The sequence below is a fragment of the Burkholderia cepacia GG4 genome (assembly GCF_000292915.1).
Taxonomy (GTDB): Bacteria; Pseudomonadota; Gammaproteobacteria; order Burkholderiales; family Burkholderiaceae; genus Burkholderia; species Burkholderia cepacia_D.
In genome coordinates this window covers 2,715,176-2,740,033 of the sequence record NC_018513.1, presented here as the reverse complement: position 1 = coordinate 2,740,033, position 24,858 = coordinate 2,715,176, and the positions used below count along the sequence as shown (strand labels likewise).

21 protein-coding genes and 1 other RNA gene are annotated in these 24,858 nt (G+C 68.1%); 7 read left to right on the top strand and 15 right to left on the bottom strand.

Translation table 11 applies throughout. From position 1 onward, the window contains the following. Positions 1 to 21: 21 nt before the first annotated feature. The 5 genes from GEM_RS12445 to GEM_RS12425 form a co-directional block, all read right to left on the bottom strand. Positions 22 to 1,047 (bottom strand): adenosine deaminase, encoded by a 1,026-nt coding sequence (locus GEM_RS12445; RefSeq protein ID WP_014897754.1) that lies wholly within the window; start codon positions 1,045 to 1,047, stop codon positions 22 to 24. An 18-nt stretch (positions 1,048 to 1,065) separates the two neighbouring features. Next, positions 1,066 to 2,070, bottom strand: a complete 1,005-nt coding sequence (xdhC, locus tag GEM_RS12440) for a xanthine dehydrogenase accessory protein XdhC (RefSeq protein WP_014897753.1) — start codon at positions 2,068 to 2,070, stop codon at positions 1,066 to 1,068. A 605-nt stretch (positions 2,071 to 2,675) separates the two neighbouring features. Continuing rightward, entirely contained in the window at positions 2,676 to 3,188 is a 513-nt protein-coding gene (locus GEM_RS12435; protein WP_014897752.1) for a disulfide bond formation protein B, read from the bottom strand. A gap of 142 nt (positions 3,189 to 3,330) precedes the next feature. Beyond that, positions 3,331 to 4,707: an amidase gene (locus GEM_RS12430; RefSeq protein WP_014897751.1), complete on the bottom strand. Its 1,377-nt coding sequence runs from the start codon at positions 4,705 to 4,707 to the stop codon at positions 3,331 to 3,333. A 7-nt stretch (positions 4,708 to 4,714) separates the two neighbouring features. Beyond that, positions 4,715 to 5,395 (bottom strand): GntR family transcriptional regulator, encoded by a 681-nt coding sequence (locus GEM_RS12425; protein ID WP_014897750.1) that lies wholly within the window; start codon positions 5,393 to 5,395, stop codon positions 4,715 to 4,717. 279 nt (positions 5,396 to 5,674) lie between these two features. Between GEM_RS12425 and GEM_RS12420 the strand changes: the two genes are divergently transcribed. Both GEM_RS12420 and GEM_RS12415 read left to right on the top strand, forming a co-directional pair. Then, positions 5,675 to 6,841: a gamma-glutamyl-gamma-aminobutyrate hydrolase gene (locus GEM_RS12420; RefSeq protein ID WP_014897749.1), complete on the top strand. Its 1,167-nt coding sequence runs from the start codon at positions 5,675 to 5,677 to the stop codon at positions 6,839 to 6,841. A gap of 114 nt (positions 6,842 to 6,955) precedes the next feature. After that, complete coding sequence (locus tag GEM_RS12415; RefSeq protein WP_041490538.1) at positions 6,956 to 7,654, top strand: DUF2968 domain-containing protein; 699 nt, start codon at positions 6,956 to 6,958, stop codon at positions 7,652 to 7,654. Between the two features lie 80 nt (positions 7,655 to 7,734). On the opposite strand, the gene GEM_RS32450 is transcribed toward GEM_RS12415, so the two are convergent. After that, positions 7,735 to 8,010, bottom strand: a complete 276-nt coding sequence (locus GEM_RS32450; protein ID WP_014897747.1) for a hypothetical protein — start codon at positions 8,008 to 8,010, stop codon at positions 7,735 to 7,737. A 1,007-nt stretch (positions 8,011 to 9,017) separates the two neighbouring features. Here GEM_RS32450 and GEM_RS12405 point away from each other — a divergent pair. Beyond that, positions 9,018 to 10,310 carry an MFS transporter gene (locus GEM_RS12405; RefSeq protein WP_014897746.1) on the top strand — a complete coding sequence of 431 codons (1,293 nt, stop codon included), beginning with the start codon at positions 9,018 to 9,020 and terminating at the stop codon, positions 10,308 to 10,310. Positions 10,311 to 10,393: 83 nt separating this feature from the next. Here GEM_RS12405 and GEM_RS12400 read toward each other — a convergent pair whose 3' ends face one another. Next, entirely contained in the window at positions 10,394 to 12,232 is a 1,839-nt protein-coding gene (locus tag GEM_RS12400) for a tetratricopeptide repeat protein (protein ID WP_014897745.1), read from the bottom strand. A 130-nt stretch (positions 12,233 to 12,362) separates the two neighbouring features. Between GEM_RS12400 and GEM_RS12395 the strand changes: the two genes are divergently transcribed. Next, positions 12,363 to 14,018 (top strand): FAD-dependent monooxygenase, encoded by a 1,656-nt coding sequence (locus GEM_RS12395; RefSeq protein WP_014897744.1) that lies wholly within the window; start codon positions 12,363 to 12,365, stop codon positions 14,016 to 14,018. A gap of 7 nt (positions 14,019 to 14,025) precedes the next feature. On the opposite strand, the gene GEM_RS12390 is transcribed toward GEM_RS12395, so the two are convergent. From GEM_RS12390 to GEM_RS12375, 4 genes are read right to left on the bottom strand one after another with little or no spacing between them, the layout of a single operon-like run. Next, positions 14,026 to 14,277: a formate dehydrogenase subunit delta gene (locus GEM_RS12390; protein ID WP_014897743.1), complete on the bottom strand. Its 252-nt coding sequence runs from the start codon at positions 14,275 to 14,277 to the stop codon at positions 14,026 to 14,028. A gap of 7 nt (positions 14,278 to 14,284) precedes the next feature. Continuing rightward, positions 14,285 to 17,236: a formate dehydrogenase subunit alpha gene (gene fdhF, locus GEM_RS12385; RefSeq protein ID WP_014897742.1), complete on the bottom strand. Its 2,952-nt coding sequence runs from the start codon at positions 17,234 to 17,236 to the stop codon at positions 14,285 to 14,287. 17 nt (positions 17,237 to 17,253) lie between these two features. After that, positions 17,254 to 18,831, bottom strand: coding sequence for a formate dehydrogenase beta subunit (locus GEM_RS12380; RefSeq protein WP_014897741.1), 1,578 nt, complete (start codon positions 18,829 to 18,831; stop codon positions 17,254 to 17,256). After that, a complete protein-coding gene (locus tag GEM_RS12375) occupies positions 18,828 to 19,328 on the bottom strand; it encodes an NAD(P)H-dependent oxidoreductase subunit E (protein WP_014897740.1) in 501 nt (166 codons plus the stop codon). The genes GEM_RS12380 and GEM_RS12375 overlap by 4 nt, the downstream gene beginning before the upstream one ends. A gap of 131 nt (positions 19,329 to 19,459) precedes the next feature. Between GEM_RS12375 and GEM_RS12370 the strand changes: the two genes are divergently transcribed. The 3 genes from GEM_RS12370 (at position 19,460) to GEM_RS12360 (ending at position 21,591) form a co-directional block, all read left to right on the top strand. Continuing rightward, positions 19,460 to 20,566, top strand: a complete 1,107-nt coding sequence (locus tag GEM_RS12370; RefSeq protein ID WP_014897739.1) for a substrate-binding domain-containing protein — start codon at positions 19,460 to 19,462, stop codon at positions 20,564 to 20,566. Between the two features lie 101 nt (positions 20,567 to 20,667). Next, positions 20,668 to 20,937, top strand: coding sequence for a hypothetical protein (locus GEM_RS12365; RefSeq protein ID WP_014897738.1), 270 nt, complete (start codon positions 20,668 to 20,670; stop codon positions 20,935 to 20,937). 300 nt (positions 20,938 to 21,237) lie between these two features. After that, positions 21,238 to 21,591: a DUF4148 domain-containing protein gene (locus GEM_RS12360; RefSeq protein ID WP_014897737.1), complete on the top strand. Its 354-nt coding sequence runs from the start codon at positions 21,238 to 21,240 to the stop codon at positions 21,589 to 21,591. A gap of 271 nt (positions 21,592 to 21,862) precedes the next feature. On the opposite strand, the gene ssrA is transcribed toward GEM_RS12360, so the two are convergent. The 4 genes from ssrA to ompA form a co-directional block, all read right to left on the bottom strand. Next, positions 21,863 to 22,232: a transfer-messenger RNA gene (ssrA, locus tag GEM_RS29910) on the bottom strand. Between the two features lie 17 nt (positions 22,233 to 22,249). Further along, a complete protein-coding gene (gene gph / locus GEM_RS12355; protein WP_014897736.1) occupies positions 22,250 to 22,966 on the bottom strand; it encodes a phosphoglycolate phosphatase in 717 nt (238 codons plus the stop codon). A gap of 13 nt (positions 22,967 to 22,979) precedes the next feature. Next, a complete protein-coding gene (gene ubiG / locus GEM_RS12350) occupies positions 22,980 to 23,678 on the bottom strand; it encodes a bifunctional 2-polyprenyl-6-hydroxyphenol methylase/3-demethylubiquinol 3-O-methyltransferase UbiG (protein ID WP_014897735.1) in 699 nt (232 codons plus the stop codon). Positions 23,679 to 23,830: 152 nt separating this feature from the next. Continuing rightward, on the bottom strand, positions 23,831 to 24,505 hold the full coding sequence (ompA, locus tag GEM_RS12345; protein WP_014897734.1) for an outer membrane protein OmpA: 675 nt from the start codon (positions 24,503 to 24,505) through the stop codon (positions 23,831 to 23,833). Positions 24,506 to 24,858 lie beyond the last annotated feature (353 nt).

The window sequence follows — 24,858 nt, the reverse complement described above, 5'->3', positions numbered from 1 at the left end:
AGCGAACCTCGATGCCGGCTGTCACGCGGCCTGCCAGTACGTATCGAGACGCGCGATCAGCGCATCGCGTTGCGCCGCGTTGACGAACGACGCCTCGAAGCCGTTGCGGATTACCGTGTGGACTTCGGCGTCCGTCAGTTGCAGCCCGTCGACCGTCGCGAAGTAGTTGTCGTTGACGTAGCCGCCGAAATAGGCCGGATCGTCGGAATTGATCGTCACCGCGACGCCGCGGTCGAGCAGCGCCTTCAGCGTGTGCTTCGCCATGTCGTCGAACACGCACAGCTTCAGGTTCGACAGTGGGCACACGGTGAGTGCCGTGCGCGTGCGCGCGAGACGCTCGACGAGCGCCGCGTCCTCGATGCTGCGCACGCCGTGGTCGATCCGGTCGACCTTCAGCACGTCGAGCGCTTCGTAGATGTAGGCGGGCGGGCCTTCCTCGCCCGCATGCGCGACGAGCTTCAGCCCGAGCGCGCGCGCCTTCTCGAACACGCGCGCGAACTTCGTCGGCGGATGGCCGAGTTCGGACGAGTCGAGGCCGACGCCGATCAGCCGATGGCGATAGCGCTCGAACAGCGGCAATGCGGATTCGAACGTCGCGAGCGCGTCCTCTTCGGACAGGTGGCGCAGGAAACACAGGATCAGCTTGCTCGACAGCCCGCGCTGCTCGGCATCGGCGAGCGCGCGGTCGATTCCGGCCACCACCGTTTCGATCGGCACGCCACGTTCGGTGTGCGTCTGCGGGTCGAAGAACAGTTCGGTGTGGACGACGTTGTCGGCCAGCGCGCGCTCGCAGTACGCGGCCGTCATGTCGTAGAAATCCTGCTCGGTCAGCAGCACGCTCGCGCCGGCGTAATAGATGTCGAGGAACGACTGCAGATCGGTGAACGCGTACGCGGCGCGCAGCGCGTCGATCGAGTCGTACGCGAGCTTTACGCCGTTGCGCTGCGCGAGCGCGAAAATCAGTTCGGGCTCGAGCGAGCCTTCGATATGGATGTGCAGTTCCGCTTTCGGTGCGCGGGCAATCTTGTCCTTGAAGGTCGGGGTCATGGCGTTGTTCTTGGTCGGTCAGAATGAGTGGGAAGCCTGCGCGGGCGCGTTCGCCTCGACGGCCTGCAGCAACTGCGCGGCCACCGAGATCGCGATCACTTCGGGGGCCTTGTCGATGATGCCTTCGACGCCGATCGGGCAGCGCATCCGCGCGACCTGGGCCGGGTCGATGCCGATCGCGGCCAGCCGGTGGTCGAACTGCACGCGCTTGGTGTGCGAGCCGGTCATCCCGAAGTACGCATAGTCGCCGCGCCGCAGGATGCGCTCGGCCAGCACGAAATCGAGTGCGTGGTCGTGCGTCACCACGACGAAGTACGCTTGCGGCGGCGCCGCGTCGACGGCATCGGCCGGGGCGGCGAGTGTGTCGATCGCGAGATTGCCGATGCCGGCGAGCGCGTCGGCCGGCGGGAACACCGCGTCGGGCCCGTCGAGCCAGCGCACGTGGCACGGCAGCGTCGCCAGCACCTTCACGAGCGCGGTGCCGATGGGGCCGGCGCCGAACAACATGACGGGGAACGCATACGGCGCGATCGTTTCGGTCATCAGCGATACGCCGCCGGTTTCCCACAGCAGGCAATCGGCCCGCGCGGCGGGCGATTCGGGCTCGCTCAGCAGCGGCGCGCCCGGCGCGGGGCCGAATGATACGCTACGCACGGTCGCGGCGCCGGCCGCGACGCGCTTCGCGAGCGACATGATCCAGCCGAGATCGCCGACGTCGAGCCGCTCGAACGCGAGCACCACCGCGCCGCCGCAGCACTGGCCGAGGCTCGGGCCCAGCGCGAGCCGTTCGAGCCTGCGCGCGTGGGGCACGTGCGCGCCGTCCTTCAGCAGATGCCGCGCGATCTCGATCGCCTTCCATTCCAGATGACCGCCGCCGATCGTATGGCGGGCCATGTCGCGCGTGACGAGCATCTTGGTGCCGGCCTCGCGCGGCGCGGAGCCGTCGGTATGCGCGACCGTCACGAGCACGGCCGCTTCGCCGTGCGCGAGCAGTTGCTGCAGATCGCCGAGCCAGGCTTCCATCAGCGCGCTCCGTTCGGGACGACGCGGCACGACGCGCGGCGCGGGCTGGCGGGCGCGGCGGCAACGAGGACGGACGGGAGCGGCGCGGGCTGGCCGCACGACTGATGCGGTGCGGCGGCAGGGCGCCGAAGGCGCGCGCGCACGACGCCGCGGAACATGCGGACGCCATGAGGGTGACGGATGCGGATGGTTTGCGTTGTCATATGAATCCAGTCGACATTGCGGATCAGGCGCGCGTTACGCAGGAGGTGAGACCGCCTGGCCTCGCGCACGTAGATCGCCATCCAGCCGCGAAGATAGCACCGCAAGGCGACGGGAACATCGCCGGGCGGTGATCCGGGCTATCAGACAGCGATCATGTCGATCATAGGCCCGCCGCGCGGGATCGGGGTGCCGATGCGCGGGCATCGGGCCGAAACGCACGCGCGGCGGGGCGTAAGCGCCGCTGTCGCGCGATGCGTGTTCGCCCGGAAATCCGGGCGGCGGTGGGGGTAGGTGTTTACGCGCGGCCGGCAGGGTGCGGCCGCAGCGGACGTCGCCGGCCTGGCCGGGCGAACCAGGGCCGGCGACGCGGCGCCGACCGGTCGGCCGGGCCGCGCGGCCGGTCAGGCTGCAAGCTTGCGGCGATGGCGCCAGAGGCTCGAGACGACGGCAATCAGGATCACGGCGAAGCCGATCAGCGCCCAGCCGGGCAGCAGGATGCCGAAGATCGGCGGGTAGACCGTCTCGCACAGGCCGGCGACCTTGAACATGCCGGGGAACCATTGGGCGGGCGGCAGGCTGTCGACGATCGGCTGCAGCGTGTCGAAGCCGCAGCTGAAGCCCGGATTCATCTGGATCGACAGGTGCCGCGCGGCCGTGCCGACGCCGCCGGCCGCGGCGATCGCGATCAGCAGCTCGAGCACCCAGATGCCGCGCCAGTTGCGCATCCCGGCCGCCAGGAACGCGAAGATCCCGATCGCCGCGAAGAAGTAGCGCTGGATGATGCACAGCGGGCACGGATCCTCGTTCTTCACGTACTGCAGGTACAGCGCGCCGGCCAGCAGGGCGATGCACGCCCAGCCGAGCAGCATCAGCAGGCGGCGTTCACGGCGGAGTGCGAGCGAGGTGTCATTCATGTCGGCGGGGTTCCTGTCGTTGGTCGGTCCGATAAACAATCGTGCGATTTTAGCGCGAACGATCTGGCACGAAACTGACAGCGCGCGCGTGCGGCACCCCGCCACACCCGGTGTGCCGCACGCCATCATTCCGTCCGGGCCGTCACCGGATGGTGTTCAGCACGGCCTCGACCGACTGGCCGATCGCGAGCAGCGCGTCATCGCGATGCGGCGCGGCCGCGAGCATCAGGCCGACCGGCGCCGCGTCGCGCGGATGGCACGGCAACGACAGCGCGCACGCGTCCAGGAAGTTGAACGCGCTCGGGTTGCGCAGGATCAGCGCATTGGCGCGCGTGAACGCGGCGTCGTCCGCTTCGAGTTCAGCGATGCGGGGCGGCACGACCGGCACCGTCGGCGCGACGAGCGCGTCGAAGCGCGACCAGACCGTGTGCGCCGCTTCGTCCAGCATGGCCGCGCGTGCGGCGAGCAGGTCGAGATAGTCGGCCGCGCTCGCCGGTTCGCCCTTCAGGATGCGCGAGAGCACGCGCGGGTCGTATTGATCGCGGTGCTGCGCGAGCAGCGGGCGATGCCACGCGTACGCCTCGATCGGCGAGAAGCCGAAACGGTTGATGTCCGGCAACCGGTCGAGCGCGGAAAAACGCACTTCCGTGACGATCGCGCCGGCGGCCTCGAGATGCTTGAGCGACGCGTCGAGCGCGGCGGCGACGTCGGCGTCGACGCCGTCCGTGACATAGTTGGTCAGCACGCCGAGCCGCACGCCTTCGAGCGGCCGCACGGCCGGCACATGCGGCTCGAGGCCGGCGAGCATCCGGTCGACGAGCGCGCAGCATGCCACCGTCAGGCCGATCGGGCCGAACGAGTCGAGCGTGGTCGACAGCGGCACACCGCCTTGCGTCGGGATCCGGCTCGCGGTCGGCTTGAAGCCCGTGAGCCCGCACAGGGCGGCGGGAATGCGGATCGAGCCGCCGGTGTCGGTGCCGAGCGCGACGGCCGCCATCCCGTCGGCGACGGACGCGGCCGCGCCGGACGACGAGCCGCCGGCGATTCGTGCATCGCCCGGCACGTCGCGACGGTACGGCGAGCGCGGCGTGCCGAAGTGCGGGTTCAGCCCGAGCCCCGAGAACGCGAACTCGCTCATGTTGGTGCGGCCGACCAGCACCGCGCCCGCGCGCTTGAGCCGCGCGACGGCGACCGCATCGGCCTTCGCGGGCGGCGCGCCGTCGAGCACGCGCGAACCGGCGCGCGTCACCTGGCCCGCGACGTCGAACAGATCCTTCACCGACACGGGGATGCCCGCGAGCGGCGACAGCACGGTGCCCGCGGCGCGCAGCCGATCGTGCGCGTCGGCGGCCGTGCGCGCATTGTCGGCGTCGACTTCGGTGAAGACGGCCGCGCCCTGGCCCGACGGATCGGCGATCCGTTCGAGCGCGACGTCGACGAGCGCGCGGCTCGTGGTCCGGCCGGCGGCGAGGTCGGCGGCGAGTTGGGCGAGCGGGGGAAAGGGCGTGAAAGTGGTCATGGGCGGCTCAGGGGCGAAGACGTTGGACAAGAGTGGCGCGAAACGAATCGATATGGCGTTCGACGGCTGCGCGCGCGCCGACGGCGTCGTGCGCGGCCAGCCGCTCGAACAGTTCGCGGTGTTCGTGCTGGACGTCGGACAGATGGTGCGGCTCGGACAGCGTGACGAACCAGAAGCGCAGCGAGCGCTCGTGCAGCGCGCGCAGTATCTCCGCGAGCACCGTGTTGCGCGCTGCGGCGGCGATCGTCTGATGAAACGCACGGTCGAGCTCCATCATGCCCTCGACGTCGTGCGTGTCGATACAGGCCTGCCCGTCGTCGAGCAGCGCGGCCATGCGCGCGAGATCGTCGGGCGTCGCATGGCGCGCGGCGAGTTCGACGCAGTGCGCTTCGTTGATGCGCCGCACGTCGATCACCGCGACGATGTCGTCGAGCGACAGCGGCTGCACCATCAAGCCCTTGCGCGGCATCACGGACAGCAGCCCTTCGAGCACCAGCCGGTGCACGGCCTGGTGAACGGGGGTGCGGCCGATGCCGGTGCGCGCGACGAGGTCGGCTTCGTTGAGTGCGGCGCCCGGCTTCAGGCGCATCGTGATGATGTCGCGCTGGATCAGCGTGTACGCGCGGTCGGCGAGGCTGACCGCCGATGCGGCGGGCCGGTCTTGCGGGGCGTCGGTCAGGGCGTTCATGCGGGCGGCGGCGCGGCGGCCGGACGGGGCACGATCATGGCGGGGGCGATCGGGTAGCGTGGACGATGCATGGATATTATTGTGATATATCACTGATGTCCAGCCTGCTTGCCGATGTCCTGATGCCGCCAGATGGGCGGCGGCGATGTGTCCGGCGCGGCATGCGACGACTTGCAACAATATCGACAGGATGTTGCAGGTTTACCGCGCGATCGTGCACTGAAGCATAATGAATCCTCGTCAATCCAATGCGCGCGAGCGACGTACCAGACCATCGTCATGAGCGAAAACACGCCTTCCCCGGCCGGTCTGCCCGGCACCTCTTCCGCTTCTTCCAATTCCCCCCGTTCCGATTCGGCGAAAACGCCCGATGCGCTCGCCGCGCCTGCCGCTGCGCAGCACGTCGCGGTGGACGGCGCATCGCCGGTCACGGCCGCGTCCGAGCCGGGCGCTGCCGCCGGCAGCAGTACAGCGCCGCCGAAACCTGGTGCACCGCCGCCCGGCTTCGGCGCGCAGCCCGATTTCGACACGCCGCGACCGCCGCCCGCCAGCGCGCAGAATGTGCCGCCGGCTTACCTGAAACAAAGCGACACGCCGTGGTCGGTGTTCGGCCGGATCATCGCGGCGCGCGCACGACGGATGTTCGACCGTGCCGGCCAGCGCATCACGCAGCGCACGCTGCGCATCGGCGTGTCGGCGCGGATCTTCCATCCGGAGCCGGGTGCGAAGGGGCTGCGCGGCAAGACGCTGCAGTATCTCGAGGAATCGATCGCGCACTGGGTGATGTCGCGCGACGTGCTCGTGTTCATGATTCCGACCGTCGGTCATCAGGGCATGCTGCATCCGAGCAACATCCGCCTGCGTGACTACGCGAAGCACCTCGACGGCCTGCTGCTGCAAGGCGGCGCCGACGTGTCGCCGCAAACCTACGCGGCGTCGGATGCGCGTCCCGAATGGCCTGGCGACCGCGTGCGCGACATGTACGAGCTCGAGCTGTTTCACGAGTTCGTCGAGTCCGGCAAGCCGGTGCTCGGCGTGTGCCGGGGCTGCCAGCTGATCAACGTCGCGTTCGGCGGGTCGCTGTACCAGGACATCGCGACCGATGTGCCGACCGCGAATGCGCACGTGAGCGAGCATTACGACCAGCATCGCCACGCGATCCGCTTCCCCGACTCGTCGACGCTCGCGAGCATGTTCCCCGGGCGCAGCGAAGCGATCGTCAACTCGATCCACCATCAGGCGATCCGCGATCTCGGCCGCGACCTGAACATCGAGGCCGTGTCCGCGGGCGACGGGATCATCGAGGGCATCCGCTACCGGCGCGCGCCGTTCGTCGTCGGCGTGCAATGGCACCCGGAGTTTCATCGCGCGGGCGGTAGCGAGTTGCTCGACTGCACGCCGCTGCTCGATGCATTCCTGCGCTCGGCACGCGAAACGCGCCTGTAGCCGACGCTTGCATAGCCTCGCAGGAAGGCCGGCCGCATCCCGTCAATTTCGAGATGCGGCCGTTTCGTTTTGAACGATAATCGCGGCTCCCGATTCGTTCGCCGGAGTCTGACGTTGGCCTTCCGAGATTTTTCCCCTGCACGATGCGCAACGTGGATCGTTGCGATGGTCGCCTGCGCGTACGCGGGCGCGGTGTGGTCCGCCGATGCGACCGCACCCGTCGCGGGCACCCGCCCCGCGGTGACGAGCCTGAGCGGCAATGCCGCGCCGGCGGTTTCGGCGGCGGCCGCGACGGACGCCACCGCGCAAGGCAACGTCGCCGAACTCACGCAGTTGCTGCACGACGCTCGGATCGTCGAGATGCGTACCACCTACAACGGCAGCTATGGCGCGAGCCTGATGTTCGATCCGCGCGAGATGACGTATTACGTCGCGCTGTTCCAGGACAAGCATCTGTGGCGCGTGATCAAGTCGCAGGAGAAGAGCCGCGCGGAGATGGTGTATGCGAACTTCGTGCAGCAGACTGCGCAGCTCGCGGACGTCGAGATCCGTCGCACCGAATTGCAGGCGCAGAAGACGTTCCTCGAGCGCGTGATCGCACTGCAGGCGAATCGCGCGCAGCAACTGCAGGCCGACCTGAGCGTCGCGCGCAGCCAGCAGGCCGAGGTCGCGCAGCGGCAGAAGTCGGCGCAGGAGCAGACGCAGGCGCTGCAGGTCGAGAAGCGGGCGGCGCAGATGCAGTTGCGCGATCTGCAGGAGCAGGTGCGGCAACTCGAGCGGCAGACCGAAACGGGGTTGCCCGCGCGCAAGTGACGATGTGTCGATCCGACGGATCGACGGACGAACGAAACCCGGCGAAGCAGTCATCGCCGGGTTTTTTTATTGGGTGGCCGTCAGCGCCGCAACGTGCCGGGCGCGTCGGTCAGGCGGCGGTGCGACAGTTGCGACGTCCAGTCGAACTCTGTCGCCGCTGCGTCTGCCGCGCGTGCGGGGCGATCGGCGTGCAGCGCGTTCGCCATCGCGATCAGCGTGAGCGGATCGTCGAGCAGGTCGTGCGTTGCGCTCGGGTGCGGCAGCGGGTCGAGCCGCTCGTGGGGCGGCGTGCGCGCTGCGACGGGCGCGACCGGCGGGCGGGGCGCGGAGGATGCACGGGTGTGTACAGTTGGCATGCGCTTGCCGCTCGGCCGACGTGGCGACGCCGGCGCCGGCGCTGGCGCTGGCGCTGGCGGCGATGCGGTGGTGGTGTGCCGTACGTGTGGCGTCGCGTTGTACCGCGGCGCGGAACTGGCGGGTGCCGCGACCGGTTGTGCCGCGGTGTGCCGCGCGGGTGCCGGTGACGGCGCCGGCGCGACAGGCGCAACTGCGGCGATCCGCACGGTACCCGTCGAATGCGTGGCATGCGCCGGCACGTCGCCAGCGATCTGAATCGCGGGCGCAGGCGCGAAAGCCGGGAACGGTTCGTGCGCGGCGATCAACCAGCCGATGATGCCGAGCGCGCCGACGCTCCAGCACGCGGCATGCACCGCACGCCGGTCATGCGTGAGATCGGCCGTCCGTCGGGGCGACCGGGCCGGGGCGTCGGCCGGCACGAGCGGCGCCCCGGCCGACGCCGGCGGGGCCGCGAGCACCGGTTGCCAGCGGCACGTGCGGTGCGGTGTGTCGACGTCGATGCATGAGGTCGTCAGCGTGGCGAGACAGCGCCTGCCGGGTCGGTCGGCGGGCGTGCCGCCGAACGTCCATTCGCGGCCGAATGGCGGCACGCCGTCGAGCGGGGTAGCGCGAGGGCGGGCGAGCGTGCCTTCGACGGAAACGAGGGGCGATGGGGTCATGAGGGAGGTACGCCGTGCGACACGGGGGCCCATGCTGGCGCGGCGCGGATATCGTCGCAAATCGTGACATTGTGGTCAGGCGACGGCGATCGGTCGATCGGACAAATCTGATTCTGGCGCGCCTTTCGAGGCGATTCGTACGAGCCGATCGCAGGGTCGGCAACCGCAGGCTCGCTACAAGGCAACTGTCGGCGTCACATGGCATCATTTGCGACCATGCCGGCGTGCGCATCGTTGCGCGACCTGCCGCCGGCGGGCAGCGATGTCCGTGCGCGCCGGGCCGGTGCGATACACATCGTCGGATCCACCCGGCGCGGATGTCGCGCCATCCGCGCCGAGAGAAAAACATGTCCACAGCAACACCCGCCGTCGCGCAGGAATCGAAAGTCCGGACCGTGTTCCGGGTCGTCAGCGGCAACTTCCTCGAAATGTACGACTTCATGGTCTACGGGTATTACGCGTCGGCCATCGCGAAAACCTACTTTCCGAGCGGCAACGCGTTCGCGTCGCTGATGCTGTCGCTGTCGGTGTTCGGCGCGGGGTTCCTGATGCGGCCGGTCGGTGCGATCGTGCTTGGCGCGTACATCGACCATCATGGTCGCCGCAAGGGGCTGATCCTGACGCTGGGGCTGATGGCGCTCGGCACGCTGGCGGTGGCGTCGGTGCCCGGCTACGCCACGATCGGCGTGCTCGCGCCGGCGCTCGTGCTGCTCGGCCGGTTGCTGCAGGGCTTTTCCGCGGGCGTCGAACTCGGCGGCGTGTCGGTCTACCTGTCCGAGATCGCGACGAAGGGGCACAAGGGGTTCTACACGTCGTGGCAATCGGGCAGCCAGCAGGTGGCGGTCGTATTCGCCGCGTTCGTCGGCGTGTTGCTGAATCGCGTGCTGCCGGCCGAGGAGATGACCGCGTGGGGCCGCATCCCGTTCCTGATCGGCTGCCTGATCGTGCCGTTCCTGTTCCTGATCCGTCGCTCGCTGAAGGAAACCGACGAGTTCCTCGCGAAGCGTCACCGTCCGACGATGGGCGAGATCATGCAGTCGATGCTGGACAACTGGGGTGTCGTGATTGCCGGCATGGGGATGGTGATCATGACGACGGTGTCGTTCTACATGATCACCGCGTATACGCCGACGTTCGGCAAGGAAGTGCTGCACCTGTCGTCGCTCGACGGGCTCGTCGTGACCGTGTGCGTCGGCTTGTCCAACCTCGTGTGGCTACCGCTGTCCGGCGCGCTGTCGGATCGCATCGGACGCCGCCCGGTGCTGATCGCGTTCACGGTCCTCACGCTGCTGTCGGCCTACCCGGCAGTGCTGTGGCTCGTGGCGGAACCGTCGTTCCTGCGGCTGCTCGCGGTCGAGCTGTGGCTGTCGTTCCTGTACGGTTCGTACAACGGCGCGATGGTCGTCGCGCTGACCGAAGTGATGCCGGCCGACGTGCGCACGGCCGGATTCTCGCTCGCATACAGCCTCGCGACCACGATCGGCGGCTTCACGCCCGCGATCTCGACGTTGCTGATCCACCAGACGGGCAACAAGGCGGCACCGGGGCTATGGCTCAGCGTCGCCGCGATTTGCGGGCTGATCGCGACGCTCGTGCTGTATCGCACATCCGAGGCGCGCAACCAGTACAAGTCAGCCTGACGCCATCTGCGGTGCATCACGTCAGATAAAAAAAGGGAGCGCGTCGCGCTCCCTTGTTCGTATGAGGTGAGGCCTGCACGCATTCAGGCGTCGCGCAGCGCGCCAGCGACCGCCGCCGCCGCGTCGAGCCATTGTCCCGGTGCGGGCTGGCGGGCAATGCTGGCGTGCGGATACCACGGACAGTCGTCGCCGGTGAACCAGCGCCAGTCGGCCGCGAACGGCAGCATGATCCACAGCGGCTTGCCGAGCGCGCCCGCGACGTGCGCGACCGCCGTGTCGATCGTGACGACTCCGTCGAGCCGCTCGATCAGCGCGGCCGTGTCGGCGAAGTCGTTGAGCCGGCCGTCGAGGCGATGCACGCGCGGATGCGCATCGACGCGCGCCCGTTCATCGTCGTCGAGTGCCGGCTGCAGCACGACCCAGTCGATGTCCGGCAGCGCGAGCAGCGGCGCGAGCGCGTCGAACGGCATCGAGCGGTTTTCCTGCGCCTGCTGGCGCCCCGACCACGCGAGGCCGAACTTGCGTTTCGACTGGCCGCCGAGCGAGCCGCGAAAGCTGCGGCGCGCGCTGTCCGGCGCATCGAGATAGCGCGTGCTCGCGACCACGTCGGCCGGTTGCAGCCCGAGCAGGAACGGCAGGCTCATCAGCGTGCACGCGACGTCCGCCGCCGGCGGTTTCGCCGCGCCTTGCGCGACAAGCGTCACGTGCCAGCGCGTTGCAGCCGGTGCGAGCAGCGACACGAGTTCCGGCTGCACCTCGAGCACGACACGCGCGCAGCGCGCGCGGGCCAGCGGCACGAAGCGGACGAACTGCAGCGTGTCGCCGAAGCCCTGTTCCGCGCGGATCAGCAGCGTGCGCGACGCAATCGGCTCGCCTTGCCAGCGCGGCAGCGTGCCGAGCGGCGTCGCCCCCGGCGTATCGTGGCGTGCCTCGTACGCGGGCAGGCCGCGCGTGAAGTCGCCCAGCGTCAGCAGCGTGACGGCGCGGTGCAGCTGCGCGAGCTTCAGGTCGGGGGCGACACGCAGCGCCTGGTCGAACGCGCGCAGCGCCATTTCGTGTGACCCGAGCGCGTGATGCGCATTGCCGAGGTTCAGCCACGCGAGACTGAACGACGGATCGAGACCGACCGCGCGTTCGTAGTAGGGCAGCGCGTCGCGCTGGCGCGCCTGCGCGCACAACGCGTTCGCGAGCCCGAAGAGCGCGAGCGGAAACGGCGGGTGCAGTGCGAGCGCGGCTTCGAACGCGGCGGCCGCTTCGACGTGACGGCCGACCGCTTCCAGCGTGTTGCCGAGATTGAAATGTGCGGCGACGAAGCGCGGCTGCGCGGCGATCGCGGCCTGGAAGTGCGCGATCGCTTCGTCGGCCCGGCCCATTGCGCTCAGCGCCATCGCGAGATTGTTGTGCGCGCCGGCATGTCCGGGGCGCAGCTCGAGTGCGCGGTGGAACGCGGCGAGCGCGTCGTCGTGGCGGCCGAGCGCATTCAGCGCGTTGCCGAGGTTGTTGTGGATCGATGCGTCGTCGGGCGTGAGCCGCAGCGCGCGGCCGAACGCATCGACGGCATCCTCGTGGCGCTGCAGCGCCGCATACGCATTGCCGAGGTTGTAGTGCGCGAGCGGAAATTCGGGCGCGAGCGTCAGCGCGTTGCGAAAGCGGTCGATCGCTTCGTCGAGCCGGCCGAGCGCCTTCAGCGCATTGCCGAGATTGAGCTGCAGTGCGGCATCGCCCGGGCGCAGCTCGACCGCGCGCCCGACGAGGTCGGCCGCTTCGGCATGCTGGCCCTGCTGATGCCGCAGCACGCCGAACAGATGCAGCGCGTCGGCGTCGGCGGGATTGGTGGCGAGCGCGGCGCGATAGCCGTGCTCGGCCTCGGCGAGGTGGCCCGCGCGGTGTGCCGCGTACGCTCGGTCGAATGCGGAATCCATGACGCGAAAACTGACGGAAAGTGCGTATTTTCCCACACTGCGCGCGGGCACCCCGGATCGGCCGGTCGGCATATGGCCCCGTCACGCGGAGGGGCGTAGACTTGCAAGATCGCGTGTCATCGAGGTTCTCATGGCTGACACACTGCTCGATATCCCGCCCGTGCTGATCGTCGGCGCAGGTCCGACCGGCCTTGCCGCTGCGATGAGTCTCGCGCGTGCCCGCGTGCCGGTGCGAATCATCGACCGGCTCGTCGCGCCCGCGCCGCATTCGCGCGCGATCGGCATCCAGGCGCGCACGCTCGAATTGCTGGAGCAGCATCGCGCGGTCGAACCGTTTCTTGCGCTGGGCCATCGCGCGCATGCGGCCGCGCTGCACGCGGACGGCCGCGTGATCGCGCGGCTCGATTTCGATCCGCTGCAAACGCGCTATCCGTATCTGCTGTTTCTCGACCAGAGCATCACCGAGCGGCTGCTCGTCGAGCACCTGGCCGGGCTCGGCGTGACGGTCGAACGCGGCGTCACGCTCACCGCGTGCGCCACGGGCGGCACGTCGCTCGACGTGACGATCCGCGATAACGACGGTCGCGAACAAGCGTTCGCGCCGTCGTACCTGATTGCCGCCGACGGCGCGCATAGCACGGTACGCCATCTGCTTGGCCTCGGCTTCGCCGGGCAGGCGTTCGAGCAGACTTTCCTGCTCGCCGATTTCGCGGCGATACCCGACTGGCCGGACGAGGAGATCCACCTGTTCACGACGCCCGACGGCATCGCGGGGCTGTTCCCGATGGGCGGCGGCCGCTACCGGCTCGTCGCCGACCGGCCGCCCGGCGGCGACGCATCGCCCGATGCGCCGACCCCGTCGCTCGCGGAATGCGAGGCGATCGTGCGCGCCCGGGTCGGTGCGTCGATCGCGCCGAGCGATCTCGCGTGGTCGTCGTATTTTCGCTTGCACAGCCGGATGGTCGACCGGCTGCGTCACGGGCGCGTGTTTTTCGCCGGCGATGCCGCGCACGTGCACAGTCCGGCCGGCGCACAGGGCATGAACACGGGCATCCAGGAAGCGTTCAATCTCGGCTGGAAGCTTGCGCGCGTGCTCGGCGCGGGCACGCCGGAGCGGCTGCTCGAGACCTATCACGCGGAACGCCATCCGATCGAGCGTGACGTGTTGCGGCAGACGAGCCTCGTGACGCAGATCGTCGAAGCCGACCACGGCGCGATGAAGCTGGTGCGCGATCACGTCGTGCCGTTGCTGGCGTCGTTCGGACCGATGCGCGACGCGGTGCGGCGCACCGTCAGCGAGCTCGGTGTGCAGTACCGGAAGAGTCCACTCACGCTTGAACGCGTGCTCGATGGCGGGCCGCGCGCAGGCGAACGCGCGCCCGACGCGCTCGTGCATGTGGTCGACGGGCCGCTCGGTCGGGCTCCCGGAACCGCGCGGCTATACGACCTGCACGATCCGGCGAGCTTCACGCTGCTGCTGCTCGAAGAGCCGGCAAGTCCTGACGCGGGCGACACGGGCAGTGTGCCGCCGATGCCCGCGGATGCGCGGGTGCTCGTGCAGGGGCTGGAGCGGGTCATGCCGGGCGCCGTGCGTGCGTGGCGCGTTGCCGATGCCGAAAGCGACGGTGCGGAAGGGCTTGCACAGGCATACGGCCGTTCAAGGCCGTCGTTCTATCTGCTGCGGCCCGATGGTTACATCGCGGCGCGCGGCCGCACCGCAACCGACGCGAACGCGCTGCTGCGGCACTGCGAAAGCTGGTTCGCGGGCATGTCGCTGCCCGCGTAGCGGGCGCTCAGGCGGCAGCCGTGGCCGGTACGAGTGACGCGCCGTGCGCCGCGATTGCCGCAAGCACGATCGGTGACGCACGCTGGGCGGCCGCGCTCGACGGATCGTCGAGCGCGGCGAGCAACGCGCGCCGCATCCGCGGTTCCCAGAAGCGCCGGATATGCTCGGCGATCCCGTTCAGCGCTTCTTCGCGATCGGGCATCGATTCGAAGAAAGCGCCGATCTGGTTGGCCATGTCGATCAGGTGTCCGTTGTCCATCGCGTCCTCACTTGCCCATCGTCACGGCGGCCGGTGCGGCTGCGCGGCGCTCGAGCAGGTCGAGCTGTTCCGAGTTGAAGCGCGCGTACGCGCGCTGCCAGTCGGACGGCTGCGCAACCGGCATCACCTGCACGGCCGTCACCTTGTATTCCGGGCAGTTCGTCGCCCAGTCGGAGCTGTCCGTCGTGATCACGTTCGCGCCCGATTCGGGGAAGTGGAACGTCGTGTACACCACGCCCGGCTGCATGCGGTCGGACACGAGCGCTCGCAGCACCGTCTGACCGGCCCGCGATTCGATGCCGACCCAGTCGCCGGTCCGGATCCCGCGATCCTCCGCGTCGTGCGGATGGATCTCGAGCCGGTCCTCTTCGTGCCACTGGACGTTCTCGGTCCGGCGCGTCTGCGCGCCGACGTTGTATTGCGACAGGATGCGGCCCGTGGTCAGGATCAGCGGATAGCGCTGCGTGACCTTTTCCGGCGTGGGAATGAACTGCGTGATCACGAACCGGCCCTTGCCGCGCACGAATGCGTCGATGTGCATCGTTGGCGTACCTTCCGGCGCCTGGTCGTTGCACGGCCACTGGATGCTGCCGAGCGCGTCGAGCTTTGCGTACGACACGCCAGAGAAGGTCGGCGTGAGACGCGCGATCTCGTCCATGATTTCCGACGGGTGCGTGTAGTGCATGTCGTAGCCGAGCGCCTGCGACAGCAGCAGCGTGACTTCCCAGTCCGCGTAGCCCGCGAGCGGCGGCATCACCTTGCGCACGCGCGAGATGCGGCGCTCCGCGTTCGTGAACGTGCCGTCCTTCTCGAGGAACGTCGAGCCCGGCAGCAGCACGTGCGCGTATTTCGCGGTCTCGTTCAGGAAGATGTCCTGCACGACGATGCATTCCATCGACGACAGCGCGGCCGCGACATGCTGCGTGTTCGGGTCCGACTGGACGATGTCCTCGCCCTGGCAGTAGAGCCCCTTGAAGCTGCCGTCGAGCGCCGCGTCGAACATGTTCGGGATGCGCAGCCCGGGTTCCGGTTGCAGTGTGGCCGACCATGCGGCTTCGAACTGCGCACGCACGCTTGCGTCGCTGATGTGCCGGTAGCCGGGCAGTTCGTGCGGGAACGAACCCATGTCGCACGAGCCCTGAACGTTGTTCTGGCCGCGCAGCGGATTGACGCCGACGCCTTCGCGGCCGATGTTGCCGGTCGCCATCGCGAGGTTCGCGATGCCCATCACCGTCGTCGAGCCTTGTGCGTGTTCCGTCACGCCGAGGCCGTAGTAGATCGCGGCGTTGCCGCCGGTCGCATAGAGGCGCGCAGCTTCGCGCACCCGCTCGGCGGGCACGCCCGTCACGTCCGCAGTCGCTTCGGGCGAGTTCTCGGCGCGCGACACGAAGTCGCGCCATTGCTCGAACGCGCGCGTCTCGCAGCGTTCGGCGACGAATGCGTCGGCGACCAGCCCTTCGGTGACGATCACGTGCGCGAGCGCATTGACCATCGCGACGTTGGTGCCGGGGCGCAGCTGCAGGTGATGCGTGGCCTTCACGTGCGGGCCGTCGACCACGTCGATGCGGCGCGGGTCGATCACGATCAGCTTCGCGCCTTCGCGAATGCGCCGCTTCAGGCGCGAGCCGAACACCGGGTGGCCGTCGGTCGGGTTCGCGCCCATCACGATGATTACGTCGGACTGGCTGACCGACGCGAAGGTCTGCGTGCCGGCCGATTCGCCGAGCGTCGTCTTCAGGCCATAGCCGGTCGGCGAGTGGCACACGCGTGCGCAGGTGTCGACGTTGTTGTTGCCGAACGCGGCGCGCACCAGCTTCTGCACGAGATAGGTTTCCTCGTTCGTGCAGCGCGACGACGTGATGCCGCCGATCGAATCGCGGCCGTACTTCTGCTGCAGCTTGCGGAACTGCGTCGCCGCGTAGGTGAGCGCCTCTTCCCAGCTGACTTCGCGCCACGGGTCGGTGATCTTCTCGCGGATCATCGGCTTCGTGATGCGGTCCTTGTGCGTCGCGTAGCCCCACGCGAAGCGGCCCTTCACGCACGCGTGGCCTTCGTTCGCGAGGCCGTTCTTGTGCGGCGTCATGCGCACGACCTGCGTGCCCTTCATCTCGGCCTTGAACGAGCAGCCGACGCCGCAGTACGCGCAGGTCGTGACGACCGAGTGCTCGGCCTGGCCGAGCTGGACGACGGATTTTTCCTGCAACGTGGCGGTCGGGCATGCGGCGACGCAGGCGCCACACGATACGCATTCCGATGCCATGAACGATTCGCTTTCGCCGGCGGCGACGCGCGATTCGAAACCGCGCGCGGCGATCGTCAGCGCGAACGTGCCCTGCGTTTCCTCGCAGGCGCGCACGCAGCGGTTGCAGACGATGCACTTCGACGGATCGTACGTGAAGTACGGGTTCGATTCGTCCTTCTGCTCGCGCAGGTGATTCGCGCCGTCAAAGCCGTAGCGCACTTCGCGCAGCCCGACGACGCCCGCCATGTCCTGCAGCTCGCAGTCGCCGTTGGCGGGGCAGGTGAGGCAGTCGAGCGGGTGGTCGGAGATGTACAGCTCCATCACGTTGCGGCGCAGCGACTGCAGCCGGTCCGACTGCGTGCGCACCTTCATGCCTGCTTCGGCGGGTGTCGTGCACGATGCCGGATAACCGCGCCGGCCTTCGATTTCGACGAGGCACAGGCGGCACGAGCCGAACGGCTCGAGCGAATCGGTCGCGCAGAGCTTCGGGACATTGACGCCGGCTTCGATCGCGGCGCGCATCACCGACGTGCCGGCCGGTACCGTCACCGGCTGGCCGTCGATTTCGAGCGTGACGTCGGTATCGGCATGCCGTTGCGGCGTGCCGTAGTCGGTTTCGTCGAACGGATCGCGTGCGCGCGCCTGTGCGGCGCTCTTGCACGCGCATTGGCCCGAGCCGCAGCCGCCTTGGCGGACGTTGTTCGTGTCGAGGGACATGCAGGGCTCCTTCTGGGTCAGGCCGCAGCCGTGACCGGACCCGACGCGGCTTGCTTGCCGTCGGCGAGCCCGAAATCTTCGGGGAAATGGTCGAGCGCGGACAGCACCGGGTACGGTGTCATCCCGCCCATCGCGCACAGCGAGCCGGCGAGCATCGTGTCGCACAGGTCGCGCAGCAGCGTGACCTGTCGCTCCGACGTATCGCCGTGGCGAATGCGTGCGATCGTCTCGACGCCGCGCGTCGATCCGATCCGGCATGGCGTGCACTTGCCGCACGATTCGATCGCGCAGAACTTCATCGCGTATTCGGCGAGTTCCGCGAGATTCGACGTGTCGTCGTGCAGCACGATGCCGCCGTGACCGACGACCGCGCCGACTGCCGCATACGCCTCGTAGTCGAGCGGTACGTCCCACTGGTGTTCGGGCAGGTAGGTGCCGAGCGGGCCGCCCACCTGCGCGGCGCGCGCTGGCCGGCCGCTTGCCGTGCCGCCGCCGTAGTCGAACAGCAGCTCGCGCAACGTGACGCCGAACGCGAGCTCGACGAGCCCGCCGTGGCGGATGTTGCCCGCGAGCTGGAACGGCAGCGTGCCACGCGAGCGGCCCATCCCGTAGTCGCGATAGAACGCGGCGCCGCGCGCGAAGATCACCGGCGCGGTCGCGAGCGTGATCACGTTGTTGATCACGGTCGGCTGGCCGTACAGCCCGGCGAGCGCGGGCAGCGGCGGCTTGGCGCGCACGACGCCGCGCTTGCCTTCGAGCGATTCGAGCAGCGCCGTTTCCTCGCCGCATACATAGGAGCCCGCGCCCTTCGCGACGTGCAGGTCGAACGCATGCGCGGAGCCGAGCACGCGTTCGCCGAGCCAGCCCGCTTCGCGGGCGCGCACGATCGCGGTTTCGAGCGCCGCGATCGCGTGCGGGTACTCGCTGCGCACATAGATGTAACCGAGCGTCGCGCCCGTCGCGATGCCCGCGATGATCATCCCTTCGATCAGGCAGTACGGGTCGCTTTCCATGATCAGACGATCGGAGAACGTGCCCGAATCGCCTTCGTCCGCATTGCAGACGATGTACTTTTGCGTGGCGCTTGCGTGCCGGACGGTGCGCCACTTGATGCCCGCCGGAAAGGCCGCGCCGCCGCGGCCGCGCAGCCCCGATTCGATCAGCGTTTCGCACGCGGCGTCGCCGTCGAGCGCAAGCGCGTTCTTCAGGCCGGCAAGGCCGTCGTGCGTCAGGTAGTCATCGATCGACAGCGGGTCGGTCAGGCCGATCCGGGCGAACGTCAGACGCTGCTGGCGAGCGAGATAGGGCAGGGCGTCGACGAGTCCGACGCCGCTCGGATGCGTGCCGCCGTCGAGCCAGCTCGCGTCGAACAGCGCGGGCACGTCGGCGGCCGACAGGTTCGCGTAGCCGACGCGCCCGGCGGCCGTGCCGACCTCGACGAGCGGCTCGAGCCACAGCAACCCGCGCGAGCCGTTGCGCACCAGCTCGATCGCGACGCCGCGCCGTTCGGCTTCCGCGACGATCGCGGCGGCGAGGGCGTCGGCACCGAGCGCCAGCGCGGACGAATCGCGCGGAACGTAGATACGGGTCGTCATGCGGCCTCCGGGGTGTGGGCGGCAGCTTCGGCGAGGAGTGCGTCGAATTTCTCCGGCGTGACTTTTGCGTGCAGCACGCCGTTGACCGTCATCGACGGCGATTGCGCGCACAGCCCGAGGCAGTAGACCGATTCGAGCGCGACCGCGCCCGGCGCATGCGCATCGACGCCAGCGTCGTGCGCCGCGTCGAACCGGCAACCCGTGCGCGCTTCCGCGTGTGTGGCCAGCGTTTCGCAACCCATGCTGCGGCACGCCTCGGCGCGGCACATCTGGATCGTCACGCGCGCGGGCGGCGCGGTGCGGAAGTGATGATAGTAGGTGAGCACGCCGTGCACTTCCGCGCGCGACAGGTTCAGCGCCTTCGCGAGCGGCGCGACGCAGCCCGCCGGCACGTAGCCGGCGTCGTCCTGGATCGCGTGCAGGATCGCGACGAGCGAGCGGCCGGCGCGCGCATGGCGCTCGACGAGCGCGTCGGGCGCAGGGGAATTCGGGGACATCGGTTATGCTCCTCCAAAGTCTCATATGCGCTCTGAATTCATATAGTGCGCATCGTGGCTTCGTACTGATTGATTTTCGCCAACGATAAGCGGAAGATTTCGCGGTCGCAATAGGAAATCGGAGTGCATAATTGATTCGAATCGAATGCGACGCGTATCTGACCGTCCGCGACACGGAGGGACGCACCGCCAGCCTTTCTGATGTCGCGCCGTTGCTGGAGCTTGTGGCCGACACGGGCAGCATCGCGCAGGCTGCGCAGGCGAAAGGGCTGTCGTATCGACACGCATGGGGCCTGCTGCGCGCGCTCGAAGCGTGCGTCGGCGGAGAGTTGATCGAGACTGCGCGCGGCAAGGGATCGACGCTGTCGGAGTTGGGGCAGGCGGTCGTCGACGCGCAGCGCCTCGCGCGCAGCCGGCTCGACGGGAACCTGCGCGCGCTGGCCGCCGAAGTCGCGAGCGACCTGAACCGGCGGCTCGCGCAGCGCGACGGCGCCGTGCGTATCCATGCGTCGCACGGCTATGCGGTCGCGACGCTCGTCTCCGCGCTCGTCGATGCGCAGGCGGCGGTCGACATCAAGTACCGCGAGAGCGTCGAGGCCGTGCAGGCGCTCGCGCGCGGCGAATGCGAGCTGGCCGGCTTTCACCTGCCGCGCGGCTCATTCCGTGAGCAGTGCGCGCAGATTTATCGGCCGTGGCTGGACGATACGCGTCATGTGCTGATTCATCTGACGCGTCGCCAGCAGGGGCTGTTCGTGCCGCGCGGCAACCCGAAGCAGGTGCGCGGGCTCGCCGATCTCGCCCGCAACGACATCCGCTTCGTCAACCGGCAGCCGGGATCGGGCACCCGCATGCTGCTCGATCTCGCGTTGCGCGCAATCGGCATCGATCCCGAACGCATCGACGGCTACGCGTCGGCCGAGCTTACGCACTCGGCGATCGCGGCGTTCGTCGCGAGCGGGATGGCCGATCTCGGTTTTGGCGTCGAGCCGGCCGCCCATCACTTCGGGCTCGACTTCATCCCGGTCGTCGACGAGGACTATTACTTCGCCTGCGAACGCGCGCGACTCGACTCGCGGCCGCTCGCCGGCGTGCTGGCATTGCTGCGTGACGCGCGCTTCATCGAGCGCGTCGCCCATCTCGACGGCTACGATCCGGCCGCGTGCGGGACGCTGACCGGCATCGCGGCGGGGCTGGCCGGCGACGACGGCGCGACCGCACCGGACGGCAATGCACGGTAACGGGAGCGCGAGCGAACCGCGCTGCAGCAGCAGGGGATTTGCGCTACGCTCGGTGTTTGATCAACGTTCCAACAAGCACGCCGTTCAGGTGTCATCCCGCCATGAAACTTTCCGTTCCCCTCTCCGCGGCAGCGTTGACCGCGGGGCTTCTAGTTGCTGTCTCGCCGTTCGCGCTTGCGCAGAATTCCCCGGGCGTGCCCGGCGGGATCCTGAACGATCAGTTCCGCCTGAACGAGCATCCGCAGATGCCGTTCGCGGCGTCGACGCCGTCGCAGAAGTTCCAGAGCGGCAAGAAGTCGGCGTTACGTCGCAAGGGCGACCTGGGTGATCCGAACGGTTGCAACCTGAAGTGCCCGATGGACACCCAGTAAACACGCTCAGGTGCGCTGCGTCGTTACCGGCACGCGCCTGACTGATGACCGCACGGGGCCGCGCGGTCATCTTCGAGCCCCGCGAAGCTTGCTGCTTCGCGGGGCTCGTGTTTTGTGGCGCGTGGCCTTGCCATGCCGCGACGGAGGAGGTGAGCGTTGATTTAGGGTTAACCCTCAATCAAGGAAGTATGTCTTCCAGAAACCTGCCTTATTCTTAAGCACGCGCCTACATAAACTTCAGTTTGTCAGCGATGAACGGGTGTTCACCGCGAAATCAGACAAATCTGGAGGTAGGTCATCATGAAGTCGCTCGTTCAAGCCGTTGTCGTTGCTGCCGCTCTCGTTGCCCCGGTCGTGTCGTTCGCGCAGTCCGGCTCGGCACTCACCCGCGCACAGGTTCGCGCCGAACTGGTTCAGCTGCAGCAAGCCGGTTACAACACCGCCCGCGGCGAAGATCCGCATTATCCGGAATCGATCCAGGCCGCGACGGCCCGTGTCGCTGAGCAGCAGCGCAGCGCGTTCGCGCAGGCCCAAGGCGTCGACGCCAGCGGCTACGGCGCACAGGCGCAGGGCGCCTCGGCATCGGGCTCGCGTGCAATCGGCGTGCGTCCGGCCAGCGCCGAAGAAATGAAGTCGCTGTATCGCGGCAGCTAAGCTGCGCGTTGCCCGATGAGGCCGCGTGCCGGGTGCGACGACACGTCGCTCCCTGACGCGGTGCCGGGCGGGGTGCAGCTCGGCGCGGTCGACAACCGCGCGGGCCACACCGAACATCCTTCACCTCCTGCCGCCGGAACACCGGCGGCATTCCGCCCGTCCCGTCCGGGGCCGGGCGCTTTTTCGGAAGGCGGGGGGCGCATGGTTTCAGCGGCAGCAAAAAACCCCGCAGACTCGCGTCATGCGGGGTTCGTGCGTCAAGCGCGGAATTTGGTGGAGGCGGCGGGAATCGAACCCGCGTCCAGAAGCGCTCCACGACTAGTTCTACATGTTTAGTTCAGTCATTTGATTTAACCGCAGCGACGCGGACGAACACGCTGCACTACGGCGATTCGCTAGGTTTTCGACCCTGGCGTCGCGACGCCGACAGGGCTTAACTGACGTAAATGACCTCTGGCGGTATTGCTACCGGTCTTGCGACACTAGCCCGTCAGTGAACTAGGCAGAGGACGGCGGCCGTTAGGCTGCCAGTGCGAACGTATCGTCGTTTGCAGTTACGATTTTCCCATTGATTAACGAGGTGACGGGTCCTCGACATGCCCTAGCCGCTTCACAACCCCTGTCGAAACCAGGTCGCCCCCGCGGATAAGATCAACCATTATAGCCCAACATCGCGCAGCAGTTCGCGCAGTTGCTGCGTCGTGCCGACGAGATGTTGTGCCTGCCAGTCAGCCGGCGCGGCACCGTCGCCGCAGTAGCCATACGCGGCCGCGATGGTCGCCATGCCGGCTGCGCTGCCCGCCTGGATGTCGCGAAGATCGTCGCCGACATAGACGATGCGCTCGGGGGCGAGCGTCAGCCGCTCGGCCGCATGCAGCAGCGGGGCCGGATGCGGCTTCGGGTGCGGTGTCGTGTCGCCGCCGACGATGCAGGCTGCACGCGGCGCGAGGCCGAGCAATTCGACGAGCGGCGCGGTGAGGCGCATCGCCTTGTTCGTGACGATGCCCCAGCGCACGCCGCGCGCATCGAGTTCGTCGAGCACGTCGCCGATGCCGGGGAACAGCGTCGTGTGCACGCAGAGATCCGTCGCGTAATTGGTCAGGAACTCGTCGCGCATCGCTTCGTAGCCGGGCGTGTGCGGGTCGATGCCGAACGCGCCGCCGAGCAGGCCGCGCGCGCCGGCCGACGCCAGCGGCCGCAGCACGTCGAGCGATGTCTCGGGCAGGTCGCGCACGCGCTGCATCTTGTTGACGGCAGCGGCGAGGTCGGGTGCCGTGTCGGCAAGCGTGCCGTCGAGGTCGAACAGCACGGCATCGCAGTGCAGCAGGCGCGGCTCGTCGAGCGCGGCCCGGTCGGTCGGAAGGGGAGTCGTCATGCCGGTTGGAAGGTCATGCGCCGCGACGGCACGCGACGAGGTAGTTGATGTCGGTGTCGTTCGACAGCGCGAAGCGCTTGCCGATCGGGTGATACGTGATGCCCTTGATCTCCACGATGTGCAGATCCGTCCCGCGCACGAACCCGGCCAACTCGGAAGGGCGGATGAAGCGCGCGTAGTCGTGGGTGCCCTTCGGCAGCATCTGCGCGATGTACTCCGCGCCGATCACCGCGAACAGGTAGGACTTCAGGTTGCGGTTCAGCGTCGAGAAGAACACCCAGCCGCCCGGTTTCACGAGCGTCGCGCACGCGGCGACCACGCCTGCCGGCGACGGCACGTGCTCGAGCATCTCCATGCACGTGACGACGTCATAGGTGCCCGGCTCGCGTTCGGCAATCGCTTCGGCGGCGATCGCCTCGTAGTCGACCGTGATGCCGCTTTCGAGGCTGTGCAGGTCGGCGACGCCGAGCGCCTCGGTCGACAGGTCGATGCCCTTTACCTGTGCGCCGAGCCCGGCCATCGATTCGGACAGGATGCCGCCGCCGCAGCCGATATCGAGCGCGCGCTTGCCCGCGAGGTGCGCATGTGCGTCGATCCAGCCGAGCCGGACCGGGTTCAGGTCGTGCAAAGGCTTGAATTCGGCGTTGGGATCCCACCACCGATGGGCGAGGTCGCTGAATTTCTGGAGTTCGTGCGGATCGGCGTTGGTCATGTCGGCAAACGGGCTACGGAAGGAGGGCGGTGCGTCGGTACGTCAGCCCCGAGTATATAAGCGGGCGGACGACGAGGCCAGCGAGCGCCTGGGCGGGCGTCAACGAAAAAGCCCCGCCGGAGCGGGGCTTTGAAGCAGTCGAAAACCGCGGCTTACTGTGCCGGAACGGTCGTCTTCTGAACTTCTTGCGTACCGACCACTTCCACTTCCACGCGGCGGTCCGGTGCGAGGCAGGAGATCAGTTGCTTGCGGTTCTTCTGGTTGCAGCCCGTCGTGACCGGGTTGCGCTTGCCCTTGCCTTCCGTGTAGATCTTGTTGGCCGGGACACCCTTGCTGACCAGGTACGACTTGACTGCTTGCGCACGGCGCAGCGACAGACGGTCGTTGTACTTGTCCGAACCGATGCGGTCCGTGTAGCCCGTTGCGACGACCACTTCCGTGTTCATGCCCTGGATCTTCGAGCCCAGCTCGTCCAGCTTCTGCTTGCCTGCCGGCTTGAGCGTTGCCTTGTCGAAGTCGAACAGTGCGTCGGCCTGGTACGTGATCTTCTGGCTCGTGATGGCCGGAGCGGGGGCAACCGGAGCGACCGGCGGCTGCGGTGCCTGGGCGACCAGTGCGCCATCGCACTTTGCGTTGGCGGTGGCCGGCGTCCAGAATGCGTCACGCCAGCAGAGCTCGTTCGTGCCGTTCATCCACACCCATTCGCCCGTGCCGTTCACCCAGTTGTCGTTGACGGCTTGACGCGACGCCGGCACGGATTGTGCCGAAGCGGATGCAGCCATAACTGCGGTAGCTGCAATGAACGCGAGCTTTGAAAGTTTATTCATATTTCTCCTCTCGAAATTGAGATTACCGCAGGTTTACTGCGAGCCTGTTGACGGTGACAAGTCATACATTGCTCGAAGTATAACATTGGTGCGGCACAAAAAACGCGGCACCGCTCTGTGTAGACTTCGAGCAGCGTCTAACTTTCAGTGCGTTGGCATTTTGCCATATCGTTCCCTTCCTACGAAAAAAAATCCTCCCCACCCCAAGATCGCCTCAACGTTTGTGGTGCATGCGCAACACCGGCCTGCCGTAACTTTTAGAGATTGTCAAGGGTGCGTCCGCAAAATTGCGTGGACGGCCGCGAGTGTTTACTCGCGTGCATGAAATGGATTTGCGGGAACCCCGCAGCCGC

Bases quoted from the DNA above. Each gene is read 5' to 3' on its own strand.
- GEM_RS12445 (WP_014897754.1), bottom strand. From the start codon at position 1,047: ATGACCCCGACCTTCAAGGACAAGATTGCCCGCGCACCGAAAGCGGAA.
- xdhC (WP_014897753.1), bottom strand. From the start codon at position 2,070: ATGGAAGCCTGGCTCGGCGATCTGCAGCAACTGCTCGCGCACGGCGAA.
- GEM_RS12435 (WP_014897752.1), bottom strand. From the start codon at position 3,188: ATGAATGACACCTCGCTCGCACTCCGCCGTGAACGCCGCCTGCTGATG.
- GEM_RS12430 (WP_014897751.1), bottom strand. From the start codon at position 4,707: ATGACCACTTTCACGCCCTTTCCCCCGCTCGCCCAACTCGCCGCCGAC.
- GEM_RS12425 (WP_014897750.1), bottom strand. From the start codon at position 5,395: ATGAACGCCCTGACCGACGCCCCGCAAGACCGGCCCGCCGCATCGGCG.
- GEM_RS12420 (WP_014897749.1), top strand. From the start codon at position 5,675: ATGAGCGAAAACACGCCTTCCCCGGCCGGTCTGCCCGGCACCTCTTCC.
- GEM_RS32450 (WP_014897747.1), bottom strand. From the start codon at position 8,010: ATGCCAACTGTACACACCCGTGCATCCTCCGCGCCCCGCCCGCCGGTC.
- GEM_RS12405 (WP_014897746.1), top strand. From the start codon at position 9,018: ATGTCCACAGCAACACCCGCCGTCGCGCAGGAATCGAAAGTCCGGACC.
- GEM_RS12400 (WP_014897745.1), bottom strand. From the start codon at position 12,232: ATGGATTCCGCATTCGACCGAGCGTACGCGGCACACCGCGCGGGCCAC.
- GEM_RS12395 (WP_014897744.1), top strand. From the start codon at position 12,363: ATGGCTGACACACTGCTCGATATCCCGCCCGTGCTGATCGTCGGCGCA.
- GEM_RS12390 (WP_014897743.1), bottom strand. From the start codon at position 14,277: ATGGACAACGGACACCTGATCGACATGGCCAACCAGATCGGCGCTTTC.
- fdhF (WP_014897742.1), bottom strand. From the start codon at position 17,236: ATGTCCCTCGACACGAACAACGTCCGCCAAGGCGGCTGCGGCTCGGGC.
- GEM_RS12380 (WP_014897741.1), bottom strand. From the start codon at position 18,831: ATGACGACCCGTATCTACGTTCCGCGCGATTCGTCCGCGCTGGCGCTC.
- GEM_RS12375 (WP_014897740.1), bottom strand. From the start codon at position 19,328: ATGTCCCCGAATTCCCCTGCGCCCGACGCGCTCGTCGAGCGCCATGCG.
- GEM_RS12365 (WP_014897738.1), top strand. From the start codon at position 20,668: ATGAAACTTTCCGTTCCCCTCTCCGCGGCAGCGTTGACCGCGGGGCTT.
- GEM_RS12360 (WP_014897737.1), top strand. From the start codon at position 21,238: ATGAAGTCGCTCGTTCAAGCCGTTGTCGTTGCTGCCGCTCTCGTTGCC.
- gph (WP_014897736.1), bottom strand. From the start codon at position 22,966: ATGACGACTCCCCTTCCGACCGACCGGGCCGCGCTCGACGAGCCGCGC.
- ubiG (WP_014897735.1), bottom strand. From the start codon at position 23,678: ATGACCAACGCCGATCCGCACGAACTCCAGAAATTCAGCGACCTCGCC.
- ompA (WP_014897734.1), bottom strand. From the start codon at position 24,505: ATGAATAAACTTTCAAAGCTCGCGTTCATTGCAGCTACCGCAGTTATG.